Origin of the sequence: Marinobacter sp. CHS3-4, from assembly GCF_030053415.1 — a bacterium.
Classification (GTDB): domain Bacteria; phylum Pseudomonadota; class Gammaproteobacteria; order Pseudomonadales; family Oleiphilaceae; genus Marinobacter.
This window is the reverse complement of sequence record NZ_JASGBJ010000002.1, coordinates 1,121,533-1,143,788: the sequence shown is the minus strand read 5'-3', so window position 1 is coordinate 1,143,788 and position 22,256 is coordinate 1,121,533. Positions and strand designations below refer to the sequence as shown.

Sequence of the window (22,256 nt, the reverse complement as noted above, 5' to 3'; positions counted from 1 at the left end):
TCGGTATCGGCGTTTGAGTCAGAAGAATCGGGAGAAAGGTGGCTGGGGTGGCAGGATTCGAACCTGCGCATGACGGGATCAAAACCCGTTGCCTTACCACTTGGCGACACCCCAGTATCGTGCTTTTTTGGCATCAGTTCAGCTCTGTCAGCTTTGTGTGAAGCGGTGAAATATTCACCCCTTTAGCTACGAACCCGTTGATGCCGGAAGGTTTGCTTGCCCAGATATTCCGGGCTTTGGATTCTGTTGGGAAACGTCCAAATATGCAAGCCCCGGTTCCGGTTAATCTTGCAGGTCCGAATTGTGCAAGCCACTCCAGGCCTTGATGAACCTCGGGATACAGTCTGCGGACCACATCCTCGCAATCGTTTCGGTACGTCGAGGCGTCTCCCTCAAAAGCGGGCGCTATTTTGATTCTGGGGGTGTTTCTTGTCAACCCTTGGTGGGAAAAAATCTCTCCGGTGCTGATGTTGCAATCTGGCTTGAGCACCACAAACCAATCTTCGGGCGGGGCCGCTGGCGTGAGCTTTTCTCCCACGCCTTCGCCCCACGCAGCGTGCCCATGGACGAATACGGGCACATCGGCACCCAGCTCAAGCCCGAGTTCCGCAAGCCGTTCCAGCGGCTGTTCGAGTTTCCAGAGTTTGTTCAGTGCCAGCAGGGTGGTGGCTGCGTTAGAACTGCCACCACCCAACCCGCCACCCATGGGCAGCCTCTTCTGGATGTCGATGGTGACACCCGGAATGGGATCACTGGTGGTTTCAGCCAGTAGGCGCGCGGCCCGGACGATCAGGTTGTCTTCGTCTGGTACGCCCTCAATTGGCTTGGCGAGCACAATGTGGTTGTCGTCGCGCAGCGTAAAGGTGAGGTCGTCCCCGAAGTCCAGAAACTGAAACAGGGTTTGCAGTTCATGATAGCCGTCGGGCCGTTTGCCAACGATGTGTAGGCAAAGATTCAGCTTGGCGGGTGATGGCAGGGTCAGGTCGGTCATAGGTCGGATTCGCCTGAAACGCGCCAGTCAGTGACAACGAGCCTGACGCGTTTTTCGCCCTTAACGGCGGTCAGGCGGGCAGGCAGAGCAGGAAAGTCGCTGATAAAGCGGTTCCAGCGATCGTACCGGATCTCCCAACCCTGTTGGCGTATCAGGGCGAGCTGGTCTTGGCGATCAAACAGCAGGCGGTAATCCCCGTTGGCACCTGGCAAGCCTTTAATCCACCGGGCCAGATTGCTGAGAGGAAGTTGCCAGCCAGTGGCGGCCTCGACCAGAGCCTCTGGATCGCCAGACTGATAGCGATCGCCTCCTGGTAATGTCAGTTCAATAAATTCCGTGGTTCCTTTCAGGCGGGTGCTGCCCATGCCGAGAAAGGAGGAAGAAAGGCCGATGTCGTAACGGTTGCCGTTCTGGACCCAGCTGTTAATGATCGCGGTGCCGCTATCGGAAGGCTGGCGCACGGCAAGCTTGCCGGACAGCTGCCAGTTACTCAGCTCGTTCAGTCTGGTCTGCTTCTGTGTCCAGCTTGCCGGCTGCTCGTCAGTGAGCCCTTCCGGCAGCGGTTCCAGATCAATGGACGCACAGCCTCCCAGGATCAGAAGAAGCGTAAGCAGTGTTAAGTGACGAATCACTGCGCCGCTTCTCCCGTTACCCGGTCAATGGTTTCATTCAGAATCGGATGATCCGGGTCTTCTTCCAGGCCGTCATCCCAGATTACTCGGGCTTGCGTTCTGTCGCCGGTTTTCCAGAGCACTTCGCCCAGATGAGCGGCCACCTCGGGGTCGGGGAAGACTTCCCAGGCCCGAGTGAGGTAATCCAGTGCTTGCTCAGTTTTGCCCTTTTGAAACAACACCCAGCCCATGCTGTCGAGGATGGCCGGGTTCTCGGGATCCAGTTCCAGCGCTCGTTCAATCAAGTCCTGGGCTTCGTCATAACGCTCTGTCCGGGTTGTCAGGATGTAGCCCAGAGCGTTCAGCGCGACGGCATTGTCAGGTTCGGCTTCAAGAATTGTTCGCAGGTCTTCCTCGGCGTCTTGATAACGGCCCATGGAGTCCAGCTGCATTGCGCGTGCGTAGCGTAACTGAACGTTCCCTGGAAAGGCCTCCAGAGCAGAATTGACCGACTCCAGGGTCTGCTGCTTGCTGCCCTGATCGGAGAGCAGATTGACCTCCAGCAGCCAGAAGTTCTCAGCCTGTTTGGGGTTACTTTCTCGAAGAGTCTGGATGTCGGCCAGAGCGCCAGTCAGGTCACCCTGTTCGGCCTTCAGTTCGCTGGCCCTGGCGAGGGCAGGGAAGTAATAGGTGCCGGATTCGACATTCTGATAAAACCCGATGGCCTGCTCAGGGCGGTTGTTCTGATCCGCAATCCGGCCCAGATAATAGTGGGCCTCATTGGAGTGGTGGCCCTGTTCGATGAGCCTGGTGAGTTCTTCCTCGGCCAGCTTGGTTTCGCCGTTTTCAAGGGCGACCAGGGCGTGTGAGAGCCTGAGGCCCGGAACGTCAGGAAACAGATTAACCAGTCGCTTGAACTCGTCCTGGGCGGAACGAAGTTCCCCTTCGCCGATCAGCATGCGCCCGTACAGGGTGCCCATCTGGCGGTTTTCAGGAAAACGCCGGGTGTTTCGAAGGAGGTGGTCCAGAGCCTGCCGGGTTTCGCCGGTTTCGTAGAGCAGGTCGCCTTTCAATACCAGAGCCGGCTGAAAATTCGGATTTTCTTCCAGTAGCGGTTCTAATTGGGCAAGCCCCTGTTCGGGCTGCCCGGTTGCTTTTAACAGGAGCGCGATACTGTATTGCAATTCCGGGTTGTTGGGGTGGCGTTGTTCCAGTTGCCGGTAAAGCGATAGCAATTCCTGTTGTTGTTCTGCGGGCAGGTTGCCAGCCATGGCGGCCAGGCTGTCAAAATCGGCATCGCCGCCCAGGTCCATGATGGTTTCCATGTGGCCCAGCGCACCTTCCAGGTCGTTCTTTTTCACGGCTTGAATGGCCAGAACCCGGTGTGCTTGTAGATTGTCCGGTTCGATCTCCACCCAGAGATTGGCAAGCTGAGTCTGGGCATTGTCGGCGTTCAGGGATTGGGCGATGCGCATTGAGCGCTGGATGACGCCTACATCACGTGATTGCTTGGCGGCCTTCAGGTAGTTCACCAGGGTGACGTCGTAGCGACCGCGCTGGGCGGCAATTTCACCGGATAGCAGCAGATACAGAACTTCCGGTTCAAAATCTGCGTACTCGATCTTGGCGGGTTCGGGAGCAGGAGCCTCTACCTGGGGCTGTTCGGTGTCAGCGCTGGATTCGATGTCTTTGGCCGTATTGAAGGAGGCACAGCCAGCCAGTGAAAGTCCTAAAAGACCGAGAAAAAGCGTTAAAGCAGGCTTTTGCATGCAATATCCCATGATCAGGTGAGGCTGGAATCAACAAGTCTGTATCATGGCATAAGCGCCCTGGGTTGCCCAACCTGTCAGCACTTACCGTCATTTCATGACATCAGAGCGGGCTTCGTGGTGCTTTCGGGTAGCCGCTGCGGCTTCCGACCGTTAAAATAAAGAGAATTCCCAACGTTCTAAGGCAGTAGTCACCCGATATGGCATTGGTCACCCTCGGAATAAATCATCGGACCGCGCCGGTTGAGCTTCGCGAACGCGTCGCCTTTTCGCCGGATCGGATAGGCGATGCGTTTGCCGAGCTGAAAGCCATGTCCGGGGCATCGGAAGCAGCCATTCTCTCCACCTGCAACCGAACCGAGCTTTACCTGGCAGGTGACGATGACTGCGTTCCGCTGGTTTTGCGTTGGCTGGCGGGCTTTCATGGCCTACCGGCCGGTGATCTCGAGGAAGCCCTCTATGTTTATCGCGATGGCGAGGCGGTTCGGCACGTCATGCGCGTTGCTGCCGGGCTGGATTCCATGGTGCTGGGCGAGCCACAGATTCTGGGGCAGTTGAAAGATGCTTACGCACTCGCTCGTGAGCACGAGGCCAGCGGCGGCTTTCTGTCGCGCCTGTTCGAACAGACCTTTTCTGTCGCCAAGCGGATTCGTACCCAGACCGCCATTGGTGAAAACCCGGTGTCTGTGGCCTATGCCGCCGTGAGCATGGCGCACCATATCTTTTCGGATATGTCGCAACACAAGGCGTTGCTGATCGGTGCCGGTAAAACCATCGAGCTGGTCTCTCGTCATCTGGCAGACGCCGGGGTCAAGGACTTTCTGGTCGCGAACCGTACTTTGGAACGGGCCCAGAACCTCGCACATGCACGCGGTGGCAAAGGCATTCTGTTGTCCGAGATTCCAGAGTATCTCGCGGACGTGGATATTATTATTTCTTCTACCGCCAGCCCGCTTCCCATTCTCGGCAAGGGTGCCGTCGAGCGCACCCTGAAGAAGCGTAAACACCGTCCGTACTTCATGGTGGATATTGCAGTTCCCCGCGATATCGAGCCGGAAGTGGCTTCCCTGGCGGACGTATTCCTGTATACCGTAGATGATCTGCGGCAGGTGATTGAAGAAAACGTCCGGTCCCGTGAGGGGGCAGCCAGGGAAGCAGAGAACCTGGTGTCAGACGGCGTTGATCAATTTCTGAGTCAGCTTCGGGCGCTGGACGCGGTGTCCACGTTAAAACAGTTCCGCCAGCGAGCCGAAACCCTGCGCGACTCCGAAACGGAAAAGGCTGTGCGGGCTTTGCGCAACGGCGCCGACCCCGAAACCGTGTTGCGCAGCATGGCGCGCGGGTTAACCAATAAACTTCTGCACGAGCCATCCGTTCAGGTTCGCAAGGCAACCACCGAGGGCAGGCCGGAGGTCACTGAGTGGCTCAGAGAGCTGCATCAGCTGGACGCGCCGGAAGCCGACGAACCGACCATTCCGGAAAAACTATGAAGCCATCGATACAGTCCCGACTCGAGCAGCTCAGTGACCGCTTCGAGGAGGTCAGCGCGTTGTTGAGCGATCAGGCCACCATCGCCGACCAGGATAAATTCCGGGACCTGTCCAAAGAATTCGCAGAGATAGAACCGATCATTCAGTGCTTTAAAGCCTGGCAGCAGACTCGTGACGACGTTGCGGAAGCCGCTGAACTTGCCAAAGATGGCGATGCCGATATGCGGGCCATGGCCGAGGAAGAACTTCGAGAATCCGAGCAGAAAAGCGAAGAGCTGGACGAAGAGCTACAGCGTTTGATGCTGCCCAAGGATCCAAACGATGGCAAAAACGTCTTTCTGGAAATCCGCGCGGGCACCGGCGGCGACGAGGCGGCCATTTTTGCCGGCGATCTGTTCAAAATGTACCTGCGCTATGCCGAGGCCCATCGCTGGCAGGTGGAAGTTCTTAGCGAGAGCGAAGGCGAGCATGGCGGTTACAAGGAGCTGATTGCCCGGGTTGCCGGGCCCAGCGTATACGGCGCGCTCAAGTTCGAGTCAGGTGCCCACCGGGTACAGCGGGTGCCGGAAACCGAATCCCAGGGCCGGATTCATACCTCGGCTTGCACGGTCGCGGTCATGCCCGAGGCAGACGAAGCGGAAGCGGTCGACATCAATAAATCCGACCTTCGTGTCGATACTTTCCGCGCCTCAGGTGCCGGTGGTCAGCACGTCAACAAAACCGATTCCGCCATTCGCATCACGCACATTCCCACGGGCATCGTGGTGGAATGTCAGGAAGAGCGTTCACAGCACAAGAACCGTGCCAAGGCCATGAGTTTTCTGGCGTCGCGGTTGCAGAACGATGAGCTGGAGCGCCAGCAGAAAACCATGGCTGAGACCCGCAAGAGCCTGGTGGGCAGTGGTGACCGTTCCGAGCGTATCCGAACGTACAACTTTCCGCAGGGCCGGGTGACGGACCACCGCATCAATTTGACGCTTTATAAGCTGGACGAAGTGATGTCCGGCGATCTGGATGCGGTGATTGGCCCGTTGCAGCAGGAGCATCAGGCTGACCTGCTGGCTTCGCTGGCCGATGACTGATCAGGCGCCTACCTGCGAAGCATTGCTGGCGAGCGCCGCCAAGGCTATTGGTGGCGAGTCGCCCAGACTGGACGCTGAGTTGTTGTTGAGCCATCTGACCGGCTGGAGTCGTACCAGCTTCAGAGCCTGGCCCGAGCGCGAGCCCTCCGCAGATATCATTGAGCTATTCAATACCCTGGTTCAACGACGGATTAACGGAGAACCCATTGCGCATCTGCTTGGCGAGCAGGAGTTCTGGTCGCTGCGTCTGCAAGTGAATGCGTCTACCCTCATACCCAGGCCTGACACCGAATGCCTGGTCGAAGCCGCTCTGGAACTGCCACTACCTTCAACCGCAAAGATTCTGGATCTTGGGACGGGAAGTGGCGCCATTGCGCTGGCACTGGCCAGTGAGCGGCCCAACTGGCATGTTCAGGCCTGTGATGATCAAGCACAGGCTGTTTTGCTGGCCAGAACTAACGCTGACGCACTCGGTCTTCCGGTTCAGGTGCTGCAAAGCAACTGGTTCGCCGATTTGCCAGCCGCCCGTTACGATTTGATTGTCTCTAACCCGCCCTATGTCCGGGCAGAGGACGAGCACCTGACAATGGGCGATGTCCGTTTTGAACCTGAGTCGGCCCTGGTGGCTGGCAAGGATGGGCTTGATGATATTCGCCAACTTGTCACCACCGCGCCAGAATGGCTGGACGTTGATGGCTGGTTGATGATCGAGCACGGCTATGATCAGGGGGCGGCGGTACAAGCGCTATTCAAGAACGCTGGATTCCGACACATTGAAACCCGACAGGACTACGGGCGGAGAGATCGTTTTACCCTGGGTTGTGTTGGTGTCCCTGAATGATTGCAGAGAGCAAAACAGATGCTGAACGATGAAGAACTTCTGCGCTACAGCCGGCAAATACTCCTGCCCAACTTTGATATCGATGGCCAGGCCCGCCTGAAATCGGCTTGCGTGCTTGTCGTCGGCGCGGGTGGTCTGGGCTGCCCGGTTGCCCTGTATCTGGGTGCCGCCGGTGTCGGCCACCTGACGATCGTCGATGACGACCGCATTGAACTGGCGAATCTGCAGCGCCAGGTCGCTTTTGAACACGGCGATTTGGGGGAGCTCAAAGCTCAGGCGCTCGCCGAGAGGGTTCGTCGAATCAACCCGGAAGTAACGGTAGAAACCATCGAAGAACGCCTGGCCGACGAGTCGCTCCAGCAGCAGGTGGCCGCTGCCAGTCTGGTGGTTGACTGCACGGACAACTTCGCCACTCGTTTCGCGCTTAACCGCGCCAGCGTATCAGCCGGCGTTCCGTTGATTTCCGGCGCAGCTATTCGTGGCGAGGGGCAACTCTCGGTGTACGACCCACGCGACGAGTCCAGCCCCTGCTACCACTGTCTGTATCCGGAGCAGGGCAACGAAGAACTGAGCTGTTCGCAAGCCGGGGTAATCGGGCCATTGGTTGGCATGATCGGCGCCACCCAGGCCATGGAGGCCATCAAGGTGATTACCGGCATTGGCAGGCCTCTGGTTGGCCGCCTGTTGCTTCTGGACGCCTGGCACATGGAATGGCGGGAAATGAAACTGGCTCGTGATCCGGGGTGCCCGGTGTGTGGCGTCGGCAGTCCGAAACGCTAGGTCAACAATCTTGATTTCAAAGTTACCCAGATGGATTGAATACGGCGCTTTTGTTCTGGCTTTTATTGCCGGCTGCATCAACGCCATTGGCGTTATGGGCTTTGAGCACCAATCGGTCTCCCACCTTTCCGGAACCGCGACCCTAATGGGTACCAGTATTCTGACCGGCACCTTGGCTGGCTCGCTGCACTTGGGCGGGATACTGCTGGCCTTTTTTATCGGGGCTGCAATCTCCGGGTTCCTGCTTCATGGTGGCGCGTTGAAGCTTGGTCGCCATTACGATACTGCACTGTTAATCGAATCACTGTTGATCTTCACAGCCTTCTATTTTTTGTCCGAGGGCTCTTCTTACGGGCACTATGCGGCGTCTGCTGCCTGCGGTATTCAGAACGCAATGGCCACCACCTACAGCGGTGCGATTGTTCGTACCACTCATCTGACGGGCATATTTACGGACCTTGGGATCATGTTGGGTAAGGTGTTCAGAGGCGAAGCCTTTGAAAAACGAAAAGCCATTTTATTCGGGTTGATTATCTCAGGCTTCGTGATTGGCGGCGTGTTCGGCGCGTACCTGTTCGGCATCCTGAAGTTCAAGGCATTACTGGTGCCGGGCCTGGCCTGCCTGGCGCTGGCGGGCTGCTACAAGATTTATGCCTTTAAATCTGTCTGAATAAATATTCGTATTCCGGATGTGGAATCAGGCTGGGGGCTATCTAAGACATGGGTATGACCGAGAATCTGCTTACTCAAAGCCAGATGGTGCTGACCGGACTTCTTTTCTTGATCATTCTGGTTGCTGCTGTCCGCTGCACAGATTGGCGAGAATTTCGCAAAGACAATCTGCTGCAACACACCTTTTATGGCGCCGCCCTTGTTCTGGGTTTCTTGTGGCACCTGCGGGCCGGCCTCTCACCAGGGCTGTCTATCCATGTGCTTGGCGTTACCGTGATCACCCTTATGATGGGCTGGTCTCTCGCCGTGCTGGCGGGGCTTATGGCCCTGTTGCTAACCGTTGTTACTGGTCAGGAGCCGTTATCCGCTTTTGCGGCAAACGGTCTGGTAACGGTCATGATTCCGGTTTTGATCAGCTACTGGATAATGGGCTGGGAGCGGCGCCGGAACTTTCGAAATTTCTTCGCCTATATATTTTTCTGCGGTTTCTTTGGCGCCGGGCTGGCAGTGGCGGGTGCGGGCTTGATGATGTGTCTGCTGCTCTGGACGGGCGGCGTCTACAGCTTCGATCAGCTGGTTCACGAGTATCTACGCTATTTGCCGCTATTCATGATTCCGGAGGGCTTTGCCAACGGGGCCTTTGTCACAGGCTTGATGGTGTTTCACCCGGATAGACTCAAGACGCTCGACCAACGACGTTACCGCCGATGATTCAGTCCTTCTTCAGCGCTTGAAATTTGGCAATGGCCTCTTTGCGGCTTTCTTTCAGATCGACGATAGGTTTGGGGTAGCCCTTTGGCAGAACGCCCTTTTTTCCTGGCTGATGAATCGCCTTGGCGTCGAATCTGGCAAGTTCTGGCAGATATTTCTTTATAAATGCGCCACTGGGGTCGAAGCGTTCACTCTGGGTAACCGGGTTGAACACCCGGAAATAGGGTGCGGAGTCGGTGCCCGTCGACGCGCTCCACTGCCAGCCGCCATTGTTGGAGGCCAGAAATCCGTCTGCCAGTTTTGACATGAAATAGGCCTCGCCCAGTCGCCAGTCGATAAACAGGTTTTTGGTCAGGAACATGGCCGTGATCATGCGCAGGCGGTTATGCATCCAGCCGGTCTGGTTCAGCTGGCGCATGGCGGCATCAACGATCGGAATGCCCGTGTTACCCGTTTTCCAGGCTTCGAACTTTTCGCCGGGCTCGTTCCAGACCAGCGCCTCGGTGTCTGGCTTGAATGCCCGGTTCATGCTCACCCTTGGGTAGTGGTAAAGGATATTGATGTAGAAATCCCGCCAGGCTATTTCACTGGTCCAGGTGGCCAGGCCGGTTTCACTTGCGCCGATGCCGTCGTGCTGCTGTGCAGCAATCATGCATTGACGTCCCGACAGGATGCCGCTGGCCAGGTAAGGGGAAATGATGCTGGTGCCGTTCACGGCGGGGAAATCCCGCTGATCTTTATAGTCACCGGCCCGTTCGTCCAGGAATTTCTCCAACTGGTTATGCGCTGCATCCTCGCCGGTGTTGACCAGGGCCGGCGGTGGCTCCGGGAAACCCCGGGGAAACTTCGTGTAGGTCTCTGGCCGTACAGGCTCGCCAATGGCTTTGGGCGCGGGAAAAACTGATGGGTTGTTATCGTCCACCCAGCGACGCCAGCTGCGGGAGAACGGAGTAAACACCGAATAGGGTTCGTTCTGCTGGGTCAGAATGTTGCCCACCGGAACGACCGTCTGATCCCGGTACTTGTTGACCGCTATTCCGGCCTTGTCCAGCTCGGCTTTAACCGCCTTGTCCCGCAGCCTTTCGTTAACTGCGTACTCCTCATTGAAATGCACATGCCGGATACTTCGCTGCCCGCAAAATCTCGACATCGCAGTCACGCTTTCTTCGAAGGTGTCAGCCTCGATAAAGGTCATCGGGATACCGAGCTTTGCGAGCGTTTCGGAAAGCGCGTTGGCGTGTTCCAGAACCAGTTTGACGCGAGCGGGTGACCAGTCGTGTTCTTTCCACTGACCGGGTGACACAATGAAGCAGGCCTGGACCGGCTCTTGGTGATTGCAGGCTGCAGTCAGGGCTGCGTTGTCTGCCACCCTGAGATCATTTCGAAACCAGACCAGCTGCGTCATGGAGGATCCTATATGGAAATCATAAGTTTAACGTTTAGCGCCAATACTGGTGTATTCGCTGGAATCCCTTGTTTGGATTATAGTTATTAATAAACTCAAGGACCTATCCAACGAGTTCTCCAACGAGTTCTCCAATAAGTTCTCAGCTTTGATAGACGAAAGCAGGCCGCAATGACCAGAAAGGAAGACGCCAAGATAATTATGGAGGACGGCCAATGGGCCACAGCCTACAACCTGAACCCGGGCGAAACCCACTACCATGAACTGAGCCATACTCAGGTCTGGGTCAGTTGTCTTGACCAGGAATGGCAGGTTCGTTTCCGGCGCATGGCCGAAGACGACGATCAGGAACGTTGGCTGCAAACGGTTACCGACACTGCGCCAAATCCAGATCTGGCCGTTCAGCGTTTTGTGCGGCCTGGCGCTGGCCACGAGGTCGTTTACCAACCAGTCATGTCGCGTTTGGCCATGGTGATACGCCCCTATCAGCCACTGACCATTCCTGCAGACACCGAATGCACCATATACGTGGGCACCCTCCTGTGGATGCGCATTCTGGTGGGTAACAAGCAAACCCAATTGCTTGAGCTCCCGCTCGCTGACCCGATGATGACCTGGGTAGGCAGGAATACAATGGAAGGGGAGCTCTGCTATTCCGCCGCAACCTTCGCCCGGCTCGTGCTCGATGCGGTACCCAAGCGCCCATGGCGAGCCATCACGCCTGTGCGAATCGTTAATCAGCAGGACGAACCTCTGTTGCTGGAAAGGTTCAGTTTGCCCACTCCGTTGCTATCGTTGCATCGAAATAAGCAGGGGCAACTTTGGACGCCGAGGGTGACGGTGTATTGTGAGTCGGGCATGAATTCGGCCCGGCTTCGGGTCGATTCAGGGGTGGTTGCGGAAGCAGGTGACTGTTCCCTGGTGACCGCTGCAAGGGAGCAAACGTCCCGCGGCGGCCTGATTAAAGCTTACGACCGAATGTTCGGATAATCTTTCTTTGCAACGGAGACTGTCTTTTGCCTGAAGAACTTCAAACGGGGTTCACTGCGTTCATAGCCAATATCCAATGGGGCAAATGGATTGGCGTGTGCTTCCTGGTGGTATTGGGTGGTGTTCTGGCGTCCCTGTCGGCACGTGGCGTAACCAGGTTCATGCAGGAGCGGGCCTCTCGTCACCACACGGTGATGATGCGGCGGCTGGTGTTCTACGTCGTTCTTGTGATTTTTCTGGTTGCGGCGCTACGGGAAGCGGGATTTTCACTGGACGTGGTGTTGGGCGCCGCCGGGATATTGACCGTTGCCGTTGGTTTTGCGTCGCAGACGTCCGCGTCCAATATGATCAGCGGCCTGTTTCTGCTTGTCGAAAAACCGTTTGAAATTGGGAACGTGATCGAGGTAGAAGGCACCATCGGCGAAGTCGTTGCCATTGATATGCTGAGCGTAAAGCTGCGCACGCCAGACAACCTGTATGTACGAATTCCGAACGAAACGCTGATAAAAACCCGCGTGGTGAATCGCTCTCGATTCCCGATCCGTCGCCTGGACCTGATGGTAGGCATTGCCTACGCCGAAGACGTTAGCCGTGTAGAGACGTTATTGCTTGATCTGGCCCGGAAGAACCCCCACAGCCTCGAAGAACCCAAGGCCTTTGTTCTGGTCACGGGGTTCGGGCCTTCTTCAGTGGATCTGCAGTTTTCCTTCTGGTTGCCAAGCGATAAGGTGCTGGAAGGTAGAAGCCAGATGATGGTGGATATAAAACAGGCGCTGGACGACGAAGGTATCGAGATTCCCTTCCCCCACACCAGTGTGTACGCGGGTAGCCATTCCGAACCTTTCCGGGTTCAGTTGTTAAGCCCGGAGCATTTACCCAAGGCAGGAGAGCAGGATGCCGACCAAAAAGGATGAGAGTACCAACGGCCCAGCGTTGAACAGCATCGAGGACAAGATGCCCCTGGGCTGGCGGGAATGGGTGTCTTTGCCGGAGTTTGATATTGGCAGAATCAAAGCCAAAGTCGATACTGGCGCCAGAACCTCCTGTTTGCATACGTTCCGCACCGAGCCCTACACGCTGGACGGCCAGCGGCGGGTGAAATTCTGGGTCCACCCGGTGCAGAATGACCTGCACCAGGTGGTGGAATGTGATGCCCCTATATTGGATGAACGTAACGTGTCGGATTCTGGCGGGCACAAGGAATTGAGGCTGGTGATTGAAACCCGGCTGATCATCGGCGGTGAGGAATGGCCCATTGAAATGACTCTGACCAATCGGGATTCCATGCGTTTTCGAATGCTGCTTGGCCGCACGGCAATGGCTGGCCGGGCATTTGTAGTTCCTGAATGTTCCTACCTTGCCGGTGAGCCGGCTCTAAGGACGAAATAATGAAGATTGCGATTCTGTCGCGAAACCGACACCTCTATTCCACCCGTCGCCTGGTAGAAGAGGGTATTAATAAAGGGCATGACGTAAAGGTCATTGATGCACTGCACTGCTCAATGAATATCACGTCGGCTGACCCCAGAATTCACTACCACGAAGAAGTGCTTGAAAATTTCGATGTGGTGATCCCTCGTATCGGCGCCTCGGTGACCTTCTACGGTACGGCCGTGCTGCGCCAGTTCGAGATGATGGGTGTGTTTCCACTGAACGAATCCGTTGCCATCACCCGTTCCAGGGACAAGCTTCGCTCGCTGCAGCTGCTGGCCCGAAAAGGCGTTGGCATGCCGGTGACCGGTTTCGCGAACAAGCCGGATAACGTCCCCGAACTGTTGCAAATGGTGGGTGGCGCACCGGTGGTCATCAAACTGTTGCAAGGCACCCAGGGCATTGGTGTGGTGCTGGCCGAAACCCGCAAAGCGGCGGAAAGTGTGATTGAAGCCTTCATGGGCCTGAAAGCAGATATCCTGGTTCAGGAATTCATCAAGGAAGCCGGTGGTGCCGATATTCGCTGCTTTGTTATTGGTGACAAAGTGATTGCCGCCATGAAGCGCCAGGGTGGTGAAGGCGAATTTCGTTCCAACCTGCACCGCGGTGGTACCGCTTCGCTGGTTCGCATCACACCGCAGGAGCGTCGCACGGCGATAGCGGCGGCGAAAGCCATGGGCCTGAACGTCGCCGGTGTGGATCTGCTTCGTTCCAGCCGGGGCCCGCTGGTGATGGAAGTGAATTCCTCGCCCGGGCTGGAAGGTATTGAAACTGCTACCGGCAAGAACATCGCGGGCATGATCATTAACTGGACCGAGAAAAACCAGAAGCCCTGGAAAACTCGCACCAAAGGCGGGGGCGGTTGATATGGCGGCACGCTCGCCCTTTGTGATTGCAGGAGAAGAAATTCCTGCAGGTACCCGAAAAACAGTTGAGGTGCCAGTTGCCAAACTCTACACCCACACGCCTCTCCATATTCCGGTCGAAGTGGTTCATGGCCGTCGGCCGGGTCCGGTATTGATGGTGTGTGGCGCTATCCATGGTGATGAGATTAACGGCGTAGAGATTGTTCGCCGGGTGTTGAAGAATTCCGCTTTGAGACACCTGCGGGGCACTCTGGTCGCAGTGCCCATCGTCAACATCTTTGGATTTGTGCAGCGCACCCGTTATCTGCCGGACAGGCGGGATCTGAACCGGTGTTTTCCCGGCACAGAGAGCGGCTCGCTGGGTGGGCGCATTGCCTATCTGTTGCGCACGCAGATCATGGAAAATGTCTCGCACATCATCGATTTGCACACCGGCGCAATTCATCGGTTCAACCTGCCTCAGATTCGGGCCGAGCTGAAAAACCCGGAAACCACCCGCATGGCGGAAGCGTTCGGCGCGCCCATCATTATCAACGCCAGCCTGCGTGAAGGCAGCCTGCGAGCCTACGCCGACTCCCAGGACATTCCGGTAATCACGTTCGAGGGCGGCGAAGCCCTTAGGTTTGACGAGGTGGTGATTTCGAGTGGTGTCAAAGGCGTCGTTCGCGTGATGCGCAACCTGGAAATGATCCCTGCCCGCAAAGGCCCCAAAGCGCCCAAGAAGCGCTCAGAAACGGCCGCGAATTCGCAGTGGGTGCGCACTGATACAGACGGCATCATGCGCCCGGTCGCCCGTCTGGGGCAGAAGGTTCGCAAGGGCCAACGGTTGGCCATGGTGGCCGATCCGTTCGGTGAATCGGAAAACGCTGTGGTGTCTCCCTGTTCAGGCATTGTCATTTGCGTGAATAATCTGCCCCTGGTAAACGAGGGCGAGGCGATCTACCACATTGCCCGGTTCGACGAACTCAGCGAGGCAGAAAAAGCCATGGATTATTTCCGCAGCAGCTATGAATCAGACGTCGGTGATGCGGTTGTCCCTGTGCATCCCTGGGATGAGAATCAGAAGTAACCCACGGAGGCAGTGATGATCTGGGAACAAACAATCATTGAATTGCCGCCCATGCCCAGGGGCTTTCATCTGGTGACACGCGAATTGCTCGCCCGGGTTCCGAACCTGGGCGATTGCCAGGTGGGACTGCTTCATTTGTTTATCCAACACACGTCTGCGTCTCTGGCAGTGAACGAAAACGCCGACCCGGATGTGCGAGGCGACCTGGAGCGCCACTTAAACGTGATGGTTCCGGAAAACGCGCCACACTATGAGCATACGATGGAAGGGCCAGATGACATGCCCGCACACATCAAAAGCGTGCTGATTGGCCCATCACTGACGTTACCTGTGCGGGATGGCCGGTTGGCATTGGGCACCTGGCAGGGTATTTACCTCTGCGAACACCGGAACAGCGTTGGCGGTCGGCGTGTCATCGCTACGTTGCAGGGCCGATGAAAAGTTTGGTTGCTGGCTAGCCCGAAGGTGGCGCTGAGCAGACACAATTACGTCCCTGCTCCTTGGCTCGATACAGTGCTTTGTCAGCAGAGCTGATAAGTTCTTTAAGGCTGTATTCCGGGGAAGGTGTAACGGCAGAGAGTCCCACGCTGACCGTGACGTAAGGTTTTACCATACTGAGATGATGCTCGATTCTTGCTTCGGCCACTGCGTCTATCAGGCTCTTGGCAATGATCTGGGCGTCCCGTGCGGACGTGCCCGGCAGAACAATCAGAAACTCCTCGCCCCCGTATCGCGCGACCATATCGGTATCTCTTTTGATCGTATCCTGAAGAATACTGGCAATTCGGATAAGGCAATCATCGCCGGCCAAGTGCCCGTAGTGGTCGTTGAAAGCTTTGAAATGATCGATATCAATCAACAATACCGACAGCGGGTCACCGGTACGGGTCAGGATACTCCACGCCTGCTGCAGTTTTCGGTCCAGCGCCAGGCGATTGTAAAGACCGGTCAGGGGATCGGTCTCGGTGAGCTTTTTCAGTTGTCTATTATTGGACTCGATGACGTTTAGCATGGAATTGAACTCTTGGGACAACAGTCCGATTTCGTCATGGTTTCGGATCTGTGCCCGCATGGAATAATCCATGGCGTTCGAGATACTGGATATATCGCGCTTGAGGTCCAGTATGGGCCGCACGACAAGATTGCGGAAAAGCACCAGAAGCATGGCAGACAACACCAGGCTCAGTAATACAAACACGGAAACGCTATAAAGGGTTATCTCCGAGCCGAGTCGGGCGATGTTCCTTTCCAGAATGACAGAGGCTTCAAGCTGCGGCTTGTTGTCGACAGTCAGTAATCTGGTCGCCTTCAAATGTTCGTCATCCAGCGCCTTGATGGTATAAGGCGTTGTTGTGTCGCTCAGAGTCTGCTGGTTAACCGGTGCTACCGTGAATGTCAGAACAATTTGCTGGGCGAGGTCGGCCAGTCGTTTTGCGCTCAATCGTTGACCGAACATTACGAATCCTCGGGGTTCTCCAGATCCGTCACTTCGATGCACTGGTCGCATGGAATACAGAACTGGTGTGCCGTCCAGTTCAAACACACCGCTGATCTTGCGATCGTCAATGTCGGCTTCCAGGTCGATTTGTTGGCTCAGTCTGTTGGCGGTGGAAAGGATGTCGGCCAGATGCCGCCCGGTCTGGTCCACGCTGCCCTCTTCGGCCTGGAAGTCATAAACGCCCGCCCAAACAGGTGTACCCTCCATGTCCATCATCAGGGCGATTTCAAAACCGTAATTCCAGAAGGTGTCAGCATTCAGGTTTGAAGAAACGTAGGCATCGTTCTGGTCTTCCAGAAAACGATAGGTGTCATCCCAGGACGACCAGTCATAAACCGTGAAATCGACTGTTCTCAGTTCACCCTCCAGACGACGAACGACCCTGTCGATGTTGTCTTTGGCCTGGTCTTTTTCGATGTTTGTGAAGGCGGGCAGAATCAGGTTGCGCTGAATCAGAAAAGCCGACAGCGACAACAGGATGGCCATCAGAATGATGGGGAGTGCCGTTTTCGTTGAAATCGACATAGGCCAGTTTTCCTGTTGCGTGCCGGCCGGGGCATGAAGATCAGAGATTGGCCTCCGCATACTCCGCCAGAACAGACCTTGGGACGCCCTGCAGGTGAATGTGACCCCCATGCCGGAAGCTCTTGAACCGCTCGGTCATGTAGGTCAGGCCCGAACTCAGCGAGCTCAAGTAGGGCGTATCGATCTGTGCAAGGTTGCCCAGACAGATCACTTTGGAACCATTACCCGCACGGGTAATGATAGTTTTGATCTGGTGCGGCGTCAGGTTTTGTGATTCATCAATAATGATCAGGCTGTGCTGGAAGCTGCGGCCACGAATGTAGTTCATGGATTTAAAGTGCAGCGGCACTTTGCTGAGGATGTAGTCCACGCTGGCGGTCATGTTCTCGTCGTCTTCGTGGAGTGCCTCAAGGTTGTCCACGATGGCACCCAGCCAGGGCTCCATTTTTTCCGCTTCCGTGCCGGGCAGGAAACCAATATCTTCATCCAGCCCCTGGGTGCTGCGGGTGGCAATGATGCGTTTATAGATCTTGCTCGCCACAGTCATTTCGATGCAGGCAGCAAGCGCCAGAATGGTTTTACCGGAACCCGCCGAGCCGGTGAGGTTGACCAGATGAATGTCCGGATCCAGCAGGAGGTTCAGCGCGATGGCCTGGTAGATGTCCCTGGGAATCAGTCCCCAGACTTCCTCGTTCATCAGATCGTGCTGATGGAGGTCGCGGATAACAAGTTGGTCTTCACTGACATCGGAAACCTTGCCAACGAACCCCTGCTCGTCAATGACAAATTCATTGATCGTCAACTTGGCGAGCTCGCCTTCCTTTCTCAGGATATGCTCGGTTATGCCTTCCCGCTGGATGGTTTCCACCTTTTCGATGGTGTCCCAGAAGGAATTTGAAAATTCTTTATACCCTTTGGGCAGCAGGTCAATGTCATCCAGCAACATGTCGTTGTGGTAGTCCTGAGCCTCCACACCAAAGCCGCGGGCCTTGAGCCGCATATTGATGTCTTTGCTGACCAGAATGATGTCCCGATCCTGATGGCGGGCCTGCAAGGCGGCAAGGGTATTGATGATCTTGTTATCGTTGAGGTGCTCTGGCAGGCCGTGGTTGCCGTGGTATTCAGTGCTCATCAGAATCGACAGGGCGCCGAGTGGCTCTGCTTTCTTGGCTCTGACGATGGGAACGCCTTTTTCGATGTCTCGAGGGCTGGCATCACCCAGCAATTTGTCGATGTTGCGGATGGCCTGACGGCAATCGGCGGCGACGGCTTGTTTTCCGGATTTGAGGCTGTCGAGTTCTTCAAGGACCGTCATCGGCAGGATGACATCGTGTTCTTCAAAATTCAGGAGGGCGTTGGGGTCGTGGATCAGCACATTGGTGTCGAGGACATACATCTTTCTGCGAGCCTGCGATGCTCTTGGCATAGGGTGCGATACCTCTCTGTTCAACCTTTTGGTCAGCCGCCGTTTCCGGCACAGCGTTGGGTGAGCTCCTTGTCGGAGATCAGTTTCAGCATATCGTAGGTCGTTACGATACCTGTAATTTTTTTCTCTTTGGTGATAAAGATTCGATGCAGATGCTCTTTCATCATCAGTTCTGCAATGTCCTGAACCGGGGTTTGCTCGTCAACGGAAAGTACGATGGGTGTCATGATGTCCCTTACCTCTACCGGCACCTTTCCCATTTCCTCGAAAATGACCATGCGCAAGCGACGAGCTTCCTGCTCTTCCTCCGCCGTCATGGGATTGTCAGAGTTGTCGGCGCGGCTGGCATTCCAACGAAATTCGGTGATGTCCTTGAGAGTGGCAATGCCGACGATTTCGCCTGAATCGTCGGTCACCGGGCTGCCGGTGATTTCGTTGTCGGTGAGGAATCTTGCCAGCCGATCCATCGTCCATGATTGTGGTACGGCTTTGATGCTGGGGGTCATGATCTCGTGGGCGAGAACGGTCATCGACAATAAGGCTCCCATTGACGGTTAGGCGCGGGGCATTCCATTAACCTAGAGCTTAGCTGTTCGGCTCGGACTCGTCATCCCCTGATTGAGCGTTTGATGACGCGGGAACGACGGCGGTCAGGTGCCCGTCATCGTCATAAACCAGTGTGTAGTTCTGATAACGATCTTTGCGGGCCACCCGTTCCAGTTCTTCCATGGACTTGATCGGGATATCCACCAACAGCGAATTCACGAGCCAGCCAGGTATGGAACCATTCGGTTCGGTGTGCTGAATCCAGACCATGCGGGTTTGATCACCCATCGGAGTGAAACGGTAAAGCGTGTCCGAGCGGTCGACTCTTACGTAGTCTTCGTTCACGTCCCGCCGCTGGGGCACAGCGTTCAGATCCATGATGATATCGCCCTCACTTTCGCTACCGTGGGTGCGAATACGCAGCACATAGTCCCGGTCAGCAACCGGCCAGGGCATATCATTGATGGAGTAGGCGTAACGATCGCGAAAATCGCCGTCACCGAATGCGTAGGACTCGGAGCAATTATGAACCCACTCTACGCAGGATTTGGGGTTGATCATTACCGCCATCAGGTTCTCGATGGAGGTGTCCAGCATCGCCACTGCCTTGAAGGCCTGGAAACTGGAGTTTGGCTGATCAATGGTATACACCTGAATGGAATCGGTTTCCTTACGAAGATCCCAGCCTTTATCGTTTTCAGTTGGTAATTCGGCAGCCGCCACCGGCATAAACAATGCCAAAAGGGCAGTCACCGCAACTCGCACGGCCAATTTGGCAACAGGCCGCCGAACATCGTGGGTGTTCGGTGTTTGCATCACAAATACTTCCTTGAAAATAATGGCGGGAGTCTACCACGCCTGCCGATAGTTCAGCCGTGTCCGATACGGGGTTTGTGAACTGCGTATCTCATCGATTGGAACCAGGCGAAATATGGCCCAATCTGACGCCTGAAACCGTTGCATGAGAAAGTGACAACGGTCTCGGCGTTAAGATATAGGAGGTCAGTGCTCGGGGAGTGTGACGTTCAGTTCCAGCACAGAATGGCTGTCGGTTCTGTCTACCTCAACCTGGACCATGTCGTCACTGATCTGGACGTATTTGCGGATGACTTCCACCAGTTCTTTTTGCAGCTGCGGCAGGTAGTCCGGCTGCCCGCGCTGGCCACGCTCATGGGCGACGATGATCTGCAGGCGTTCTTTGGCAACACTGGCAGTACGGGTGTTCTTCTTGCTTTTGAAATAATCCAGGAAACTCATCCCTTAGCCCCCCTTGAACATCCGTGAGAAGAAACCCTTTTTCTGCGAGGACATGAAGCGGTGTTCGCGCTCTTCCCCCAGCAGACGTGCAACGGCATCTTCGTAGGCCTGTCCGGCATCGCTGTCTTCCTCCAAGATTACGGGAACGCCCTGGTTGGAGGCGTTGAGGACAACCTGTGACTCCGGTATCACACCCAGCAAGGGAATCGCCAGAATTTCTTCCACGTCGGCGACTGAAAGCATTTCGCCTTTTTCGACGCGGTCCGGGTTGTAGCGGGTGAGCAGCAAGTGCTCTTTTACCGGATCCTGGCCCATTTCGGCGCGGCGGGATTTGCTCTGGAGAATGCCCAGGATTCGGTCGGAATCCCTGACAGAGGAAACCTCCGGATTGGTCACCACAATGGCTTCGTCGGCATAGTACAACGCCATCAGGGCGCCGTGCTCAATCCCGGCCGGTGAATCGCACACGATGTAGTCGAAGCGCTCAGACAGCTCGTTGATGACTTTTTCAACGCCGTCTTTGGTCAGGGCTTCTTTCTCTCGGGTTTGAGACGCCGGCAGGATGGATAGTGTATCTACCCGTTTGTCCTTGATTAGCGCCTGGTTGAGGGTGGCTTCGCCCTGAATGACGTTCACAAAGTCGTAAACCACCCGGCGTTCGCAATTCATGATGAGATCAAGGTTGCGAAGGCCCACGTCGAAATCGATTACCACGGTTTTGTGGCCGAGTTTCGCCAAGCCTGTACTGATAGAGGCGCTGGTTGTGGTCTTACCTACGCCACCCTTACCTGAGGTAACGACAATAATTCTAGCCAAAATTGCATTCCTGTTTTGCAGTGAATTCGAACTTAGCCCTTGTCCAGTGGTGTTACCACCAGAAGTTCGTCCTTGAGTTGGATCTGTACGGCGGTTTTCCAACCGTTATCCTGAAGATCTTCCGAGATTTTATAGTGTCCAGCGATGGACACAAGCTCTGCTTCAAGAGACTGACAGAAAACCCGGGCATGTTCAGCCCCATGTATCCCGGCCAGCGCTCGGCCCCTGAGTGGGCCATAGACATGAACATTGCCCGCCGCCAGCACTTCGGCGCCCGCCTGAACGGGCGCGAGGATAATCAGATCCCCTTCCGGTGCATAGACCTGTTGGCCAGACCTGACCGGTTGATTGATGATTTTTGCCGCTGCAGGCTCGGCAACCTCTCTGGCCGGTGGCGGTTGTGCGGTGTCTGCCCCCGCGGTTTCTGAAGGCTGGGGTCCGGTCTCGGCGATGTCTCGATCGCGCTGTCCACCTCCCGGCAGCAAGGCCAGCGATGCGCCTCTGGCAAGTCTGCGTTGGTCGTCGTCACCGCCACGTACGCCGATCACATGGATGTTGTGGCGGCGACAGGCGCCAATAATTTTAAAAAAATCCAGCTCGCTGCTCAGTCCTTCGTATTTTTCCAGGCTGATGACCAACGGAATGTCTTTGAAAAAGCCAGGGGCCTGGCTGATCTTGTCCCGAAGGGTTTGTTCAAAATCGCTTTCGTGAAAAAAATACAGTTCCAGTGCCGTCATGGACACACTGGCACTTTTCAGCTGAAAACACTGGGTGACGCCAGAAGCAGCGGTATCAGTCATTAAAGGCTCTCTTCGGTGTTGTCTCCCGGGCCTGTGGCCGGGCGTTTGCGTAATGGTGGTTGTTCAAACCGAATGCCGGACCACCCGGTCGTCATAAACTGGCGGATATTGCCATGGCTGTCACCGGCCGGGTCATCCAACACATTCTGGTAGTGTTCTGCAAACAGGCGCAAGGTGTCTGATTCATTCAGGTTGCAGTACTGGGCCAGGGAGAATACACGGCATGAGCCTTCGTTTTCTCCCGCGGCGTTGAACAGTGGCCCGTTATGAAAGCCGGCCGGTTCGTAATCGAAGGCTGCGCTGATCAACTCCAGCGTATCTTTGAAGTGTCCGTGGCCTGCATCAATGGAGGCGAGGTGGATTCTCACCCTCTCATTGACATTCATTCCTTGTGATCCTGTTTGGGCCCGGTTTGATAGGCCGCTTTCCATTCTTCGTAGGGCATCCCGTAAATAATTTCGCGTGCCTGCGGATCTGACAGCTCAAAGCCACGCTCGCTGGCTTCGGCGCGATACCATTTTGACAGGCAGTTACGGCAGAACCCCGCCAGGTTCATCAGGTCGAGGTTCTGGACTTCTGTGTGCTCGCGCAGGTGGCTTACCAGTTTGCGGAAAGCAGCGGCTTCAATTTCAGTCTGGGAATTTTCGGGAATCTGGTCAGTCATGGTGTCGCTTACCTCT

At 55.8% G+C, this 22,256-nt stretch carries 25 protein-coding genes and 1 tRNA gene; 12 read left to right on the top strand and 14 right to left on the bottom strand.

All coding sequences use genetic code 11. The annotated features are described in order from the left end of the window. Positions 1-39 precede the first annotated feature (39 nt). The 4 genes from QLQ17_RS13170 to QLQ17_RS13155 all read right to left on the bottom strand — a co-directional run bounded on the left by QLQ17_RS13170 (position 40) and on the right by QLQ17_RS13155 (position 3,371). A tRNA-Gln gene (locus QLQ17_RS13170) sits at positions 40-114 on the bottom strand. Between the two features lie 19 nt (positions 115-133). Beyond that, a complete protein-coding gene (gene ispE / locus QLQ17_RS13165) occupies positions 134-991 on the bottom strand; it encodes a 4-(cytidine 5'-diphospho)-2-C-methyl-D-erythritol kinase (protein ID WP_283210035.1) in 858 nt (285 codons plus the stop codon). Next, a complete protein-coding gene (gene lolB, locus QLQ17_RS13160; protein WP_283210034.1) occupies positions 988-1,623 on the bottom strand; it encodes a lipoprotein insertase outer membrane protein LolB in 636 nt (211 codons plus the stop codon). Before lolB ends, ispE begins: the two co-directional genes overlap by 4 nt. Beyond that, entirely contained in the window at positions 1,620-3,371 is a 1,752-nt protein-coding gene (locus QLQ17_RS13155; RefSeq protein ID WP_283210033.1) for a tetratricopeptide repeat protein, read from the bottom strand. Before QLQ17_RS13155 ends, lolB begins: the two co-directional genes overlap by 4 nt. Positions 3,372-3,571: 200 nt before the next feature. Between QLQ17_RS13155 and hemA the strand changes: the two genes are divergently transcribed. The 6 genes from hemA to QLQ17_RS13125 are packed head-to-tail and all read left to right on the top strand — an operon-like array spanning position 3,572 to position 8,947. Continuing rightward, a complete protein-coding gene (hemA, locus tag QLQ17_RS13150) occupies positions 3,572-4,861 on the top strand; it encodes a glutamyl-tRNA reductase (protein ID WP_283210032.1) in 1,290 nt (429 codons plus the stop codon). Next, a complete protein-coding gene (gene prfA / locus QLQ17_RS13145) occupies positions 4,858-5,943 on the top strand; it encodes a peptide chain release factor 1 (RefSeq protein ID WP_283210031.1) in 1,086 nt (361 codons plus the stop codon). The genes hemA and prfA overlap by 4 nt, the downstream gene beginning before the upstream one ends. After that, entirely contained in the window at positions 5,936-6,784 is an 849-nt protein-coding gene (gene prmC, locus QLQ17_RS13140) for a peptide chain release factor N(5)-glutamine methyltransferase (RefSeq protein ID WP_283210030.1), read from the top strand. Before prfA ends, prmC begins: the two co-directional genes overlap by 8 nt. Positions 6,785-6,802: 18 nt before the next feature. Continuing rightward, positions 6,803-7,564 carry a HesA/MoeB/ThiF family protein gene (locus QLQ17_RS13135; RefSeq protein WP_283210029.1) on the top strand — a complete coding sequence of 254 codons (762 nt, stop codon included), beginning with the start codon at positions 6,803-6,805 and terminating at the stop codon, positions 7,562-7,564. 10 nt (positions 7,565-7,574) lie between these two features. After that, positions 7,575-8,234: a YoaK family protein gene (locus QLQ17_RS13130; RefSeq protein WP_283210028.1), complete on the top strand. Its 660-nt coding sequence runs from the start codon at positions 7,575-7,577 to the stop codon at positions 8,232-8,234. 50 nt (positions 8,235-8,284) lie between these two features. After that, on the top strand, positions 8,285-8,947 hold the full coding sequence (locus QLQ17_RS13125) for an energy-coupling factor ABC transporter permease (RefSeq protein ID WP_283210027.1): 663 nt from the start codon (positions 8,285-8,287) through the stop codon (positions 8,945-8,947). Position 8,948: 1 nt separating this feature from the next. Here QLQ17_RS13125 and phrB read toward each other — a convergent pair whose 3' ends face one another. Then, positions 8,949-10,352: a deoxyribodipyrimidine photo-lyase gene (gene phrB / locus QLQ17_RS13120; protein ID WP_283210026.1), complete on the bottom strand. Its 1,404-nt coding sequence runs from the start codon at positions 10,350-10,352 to the stop codon at positions 8,949-8,951. A 171-nt stretch (positions 10,353-10,523) separates the two neighbouring features. Between phrB and QLQ17_RS13115 the strand changes: the two genes are divergently transcribed. Genes QLQ17_RS13115 through QLQ17_RS13090 form a run of 6 tightly spaced genes read left to right on the top strand, consistent with a single transcriptional unit; the run spans position 10,524 to position 15,146 of the window. Next, positions 10,524-11,342 carry a DUF432 domain-containing protein gene (locus QLQ17_RS13115; protein ID WP_283210025.1) on the top strand — a complete coding sequence of 273 codons (819 nt, stop codon included), beginning with the start codon at positions 10,524-10,526 and terminating at the stop codon, positions 11,340-11,342. Positions 11,343-11,368: 26 nt separating this feature from the next. Then, positions 11,369-12,256 (top strand): mechanosensitive ion channel family protein, encoded by an 888-nt coding sequence (locus QLQ17_RS13110; protein WP_283210024.1) that lies wholly within the window; start codon positions 11,369-11,371, stop codon positions 12,254-12,256. Continuing rightward, positions 12,237-12,731, top strand: a complete 495-nt coding sequence (locus tag QLQ17_RS13105; protein WP_283210023.1) for an ATP-dependent zinc protease family protein — start codon at positions 12,237-12,239, stop codon at positions 12,729-12,731. Before QLQ17_RS13110 ends, QLQ17_RS13105 begins: the two co-directional genes overlap by 20 nt. Further along, entirely contained in the window at positions 12,731-13,639 is a 909-nt protein-coding gene (gene rimK / locus QLQ17_RS13100; protein WP_283210022.1) for a 30S ribosomal protein S6--L-glutamate ligase, read from the top strand. The genes QLQ17_RS13105 and rimK overlap by 1 nt, the downstream gene beginning before the upstream one ends. Before the next feature lies 1 nt (position 13,640). Further along, a complete protein-coding gene (locus QLQ17_RS13095) occupies positions 13,641-14,708 on the top strand; it encodes a succinylglutamate desuccinylase/aspartoacylase family protein (RefSeq protein WP_283210021.1) in 1,068 nt (355 codons plus the stop codon). Positions 14,709-14,723: 15 nt separating this feature from the next. Next, entirely contained in the window at positions 14,724-15,146 is a 423-nt protein-coding gene (locus tag QLQ17_RS13090; RefSeq protein ID WP_283210020.1) for a secondary thiamine-phosphate synthase enzyme YjbQ, read from the top strand. A 16-nt stretch (positions 15,147-15,162) separates the two neighbouring features. Here QLQ17_RS13090 and QLQ17_RS13085 read toward each other — a convergent pair whose 3' ends face one another. From QLQ17_RS13085 to QLQ17_RS13045, 9 genes are all read right to left on the bottom strand, one after another. Then, entirely contained in the window at positions 15,163-16,731 is a 1,569-nt protein-coding gene (locus QLQ17_RS13085) for a sensor domain-containing diguanylate cyclase (RefSeq protein WP_283210019.1), read from the bottom strand. A 40-nt stretch (positions 16,732-16,771) separates the two neighbouring features. Further along, positions 16,772-18,157: a PhoH family protein gene (locus tag QLQ17_RS13080; protein WP_283210018.1), complete on the bottom strand. Its 1,386-nt coding sequence runs from the start codon at positions 18,155-18,157 to the stop codon at positions 16,772-16,774. Between the two features lie 32 nt (positions 18,158-18,189). Next, a complete protein-coding gene (locus QLQ17_RS13075) occupies positions 18,190-18,687 on the bottom strand; it encodes a CBS domain-containing protein (protein WP_283210017.1) in 498 nt (165 codons plus the stop codon). Positions 18,688-18,742: 55 nt separating this feature from the next. After that, entirely contained in the window at positions 18,743-19,519 is a 777-nt protein-coding gene (locus tag QLQ17_RS13070; RefSeq protein ID WP_283210016.1) for an START domain-containing protein, read from the bottom strand. Positions 19,520-19,705: 186 nt separating this feature from the next. Then, complete coding sequence (gene minE / locus QLQ17_RS13065; protein ID WP_283210015.1) at positions 19,706-19,960, bottom strand: cell division topological specificity factor MinE; 255 nt, start codon at positions 19,958-19,960, stop codon at positions 19,706-19,708. A gap of 3 nt (positions 19,961-19,963) precedes the next feature. Next, positions 19,964-20,776, bottom strand: coding sequence for a septum site-determining protein MinD (gene minD, locus QLQ17_RS13060; protein WP_283210014.1), 813 nt, complete (start codon positions 20,774-20,776; stop codon positions 19,964-19,966). Between the two features lie 32 nt (positions 20,777-20,808). Then, complete coding sequence (gene minC / locus QLQ17_RS13055; protein WP_283210013.1) at positions 20,809-21,576, bottom strand: septum site-determining protein MinC; 768 nt, start codon at positions 21,574-21,576, stop codon at positions 20,809-20,811. After that, on the bottom strand, positions 21,576-21,962 hold the full coding sequence (locus QLQ17_RS13050) for a HopJ type III effector protein (protein ID WP_283210012.1): 387 nt from the start codon (positions 21,960-21,962) through the stop codon (positions 21,576-21,578). Before QLQ17_RS13050 ends, minC begins: the two co-directional genes overlap by 1 nt. Then, on the bottom strand, positions 21,959-22,240 hold the full coding sequence (locus tag QLQ17_RS13045) for a DUF1244 domain-containing protein (RefSeq protein ID WP_283210011.1): 282 nt from the start codon (positions 22,238-22,240) through the stop codon (positions 21,959-21,961). Before QLQ17_RS13045 ends, QLQ17_RS13050 begins: the two co-directional genes overlap by 4 nt. Positions 22,241-22,256 lie beyond the last annotated feature (16 nt).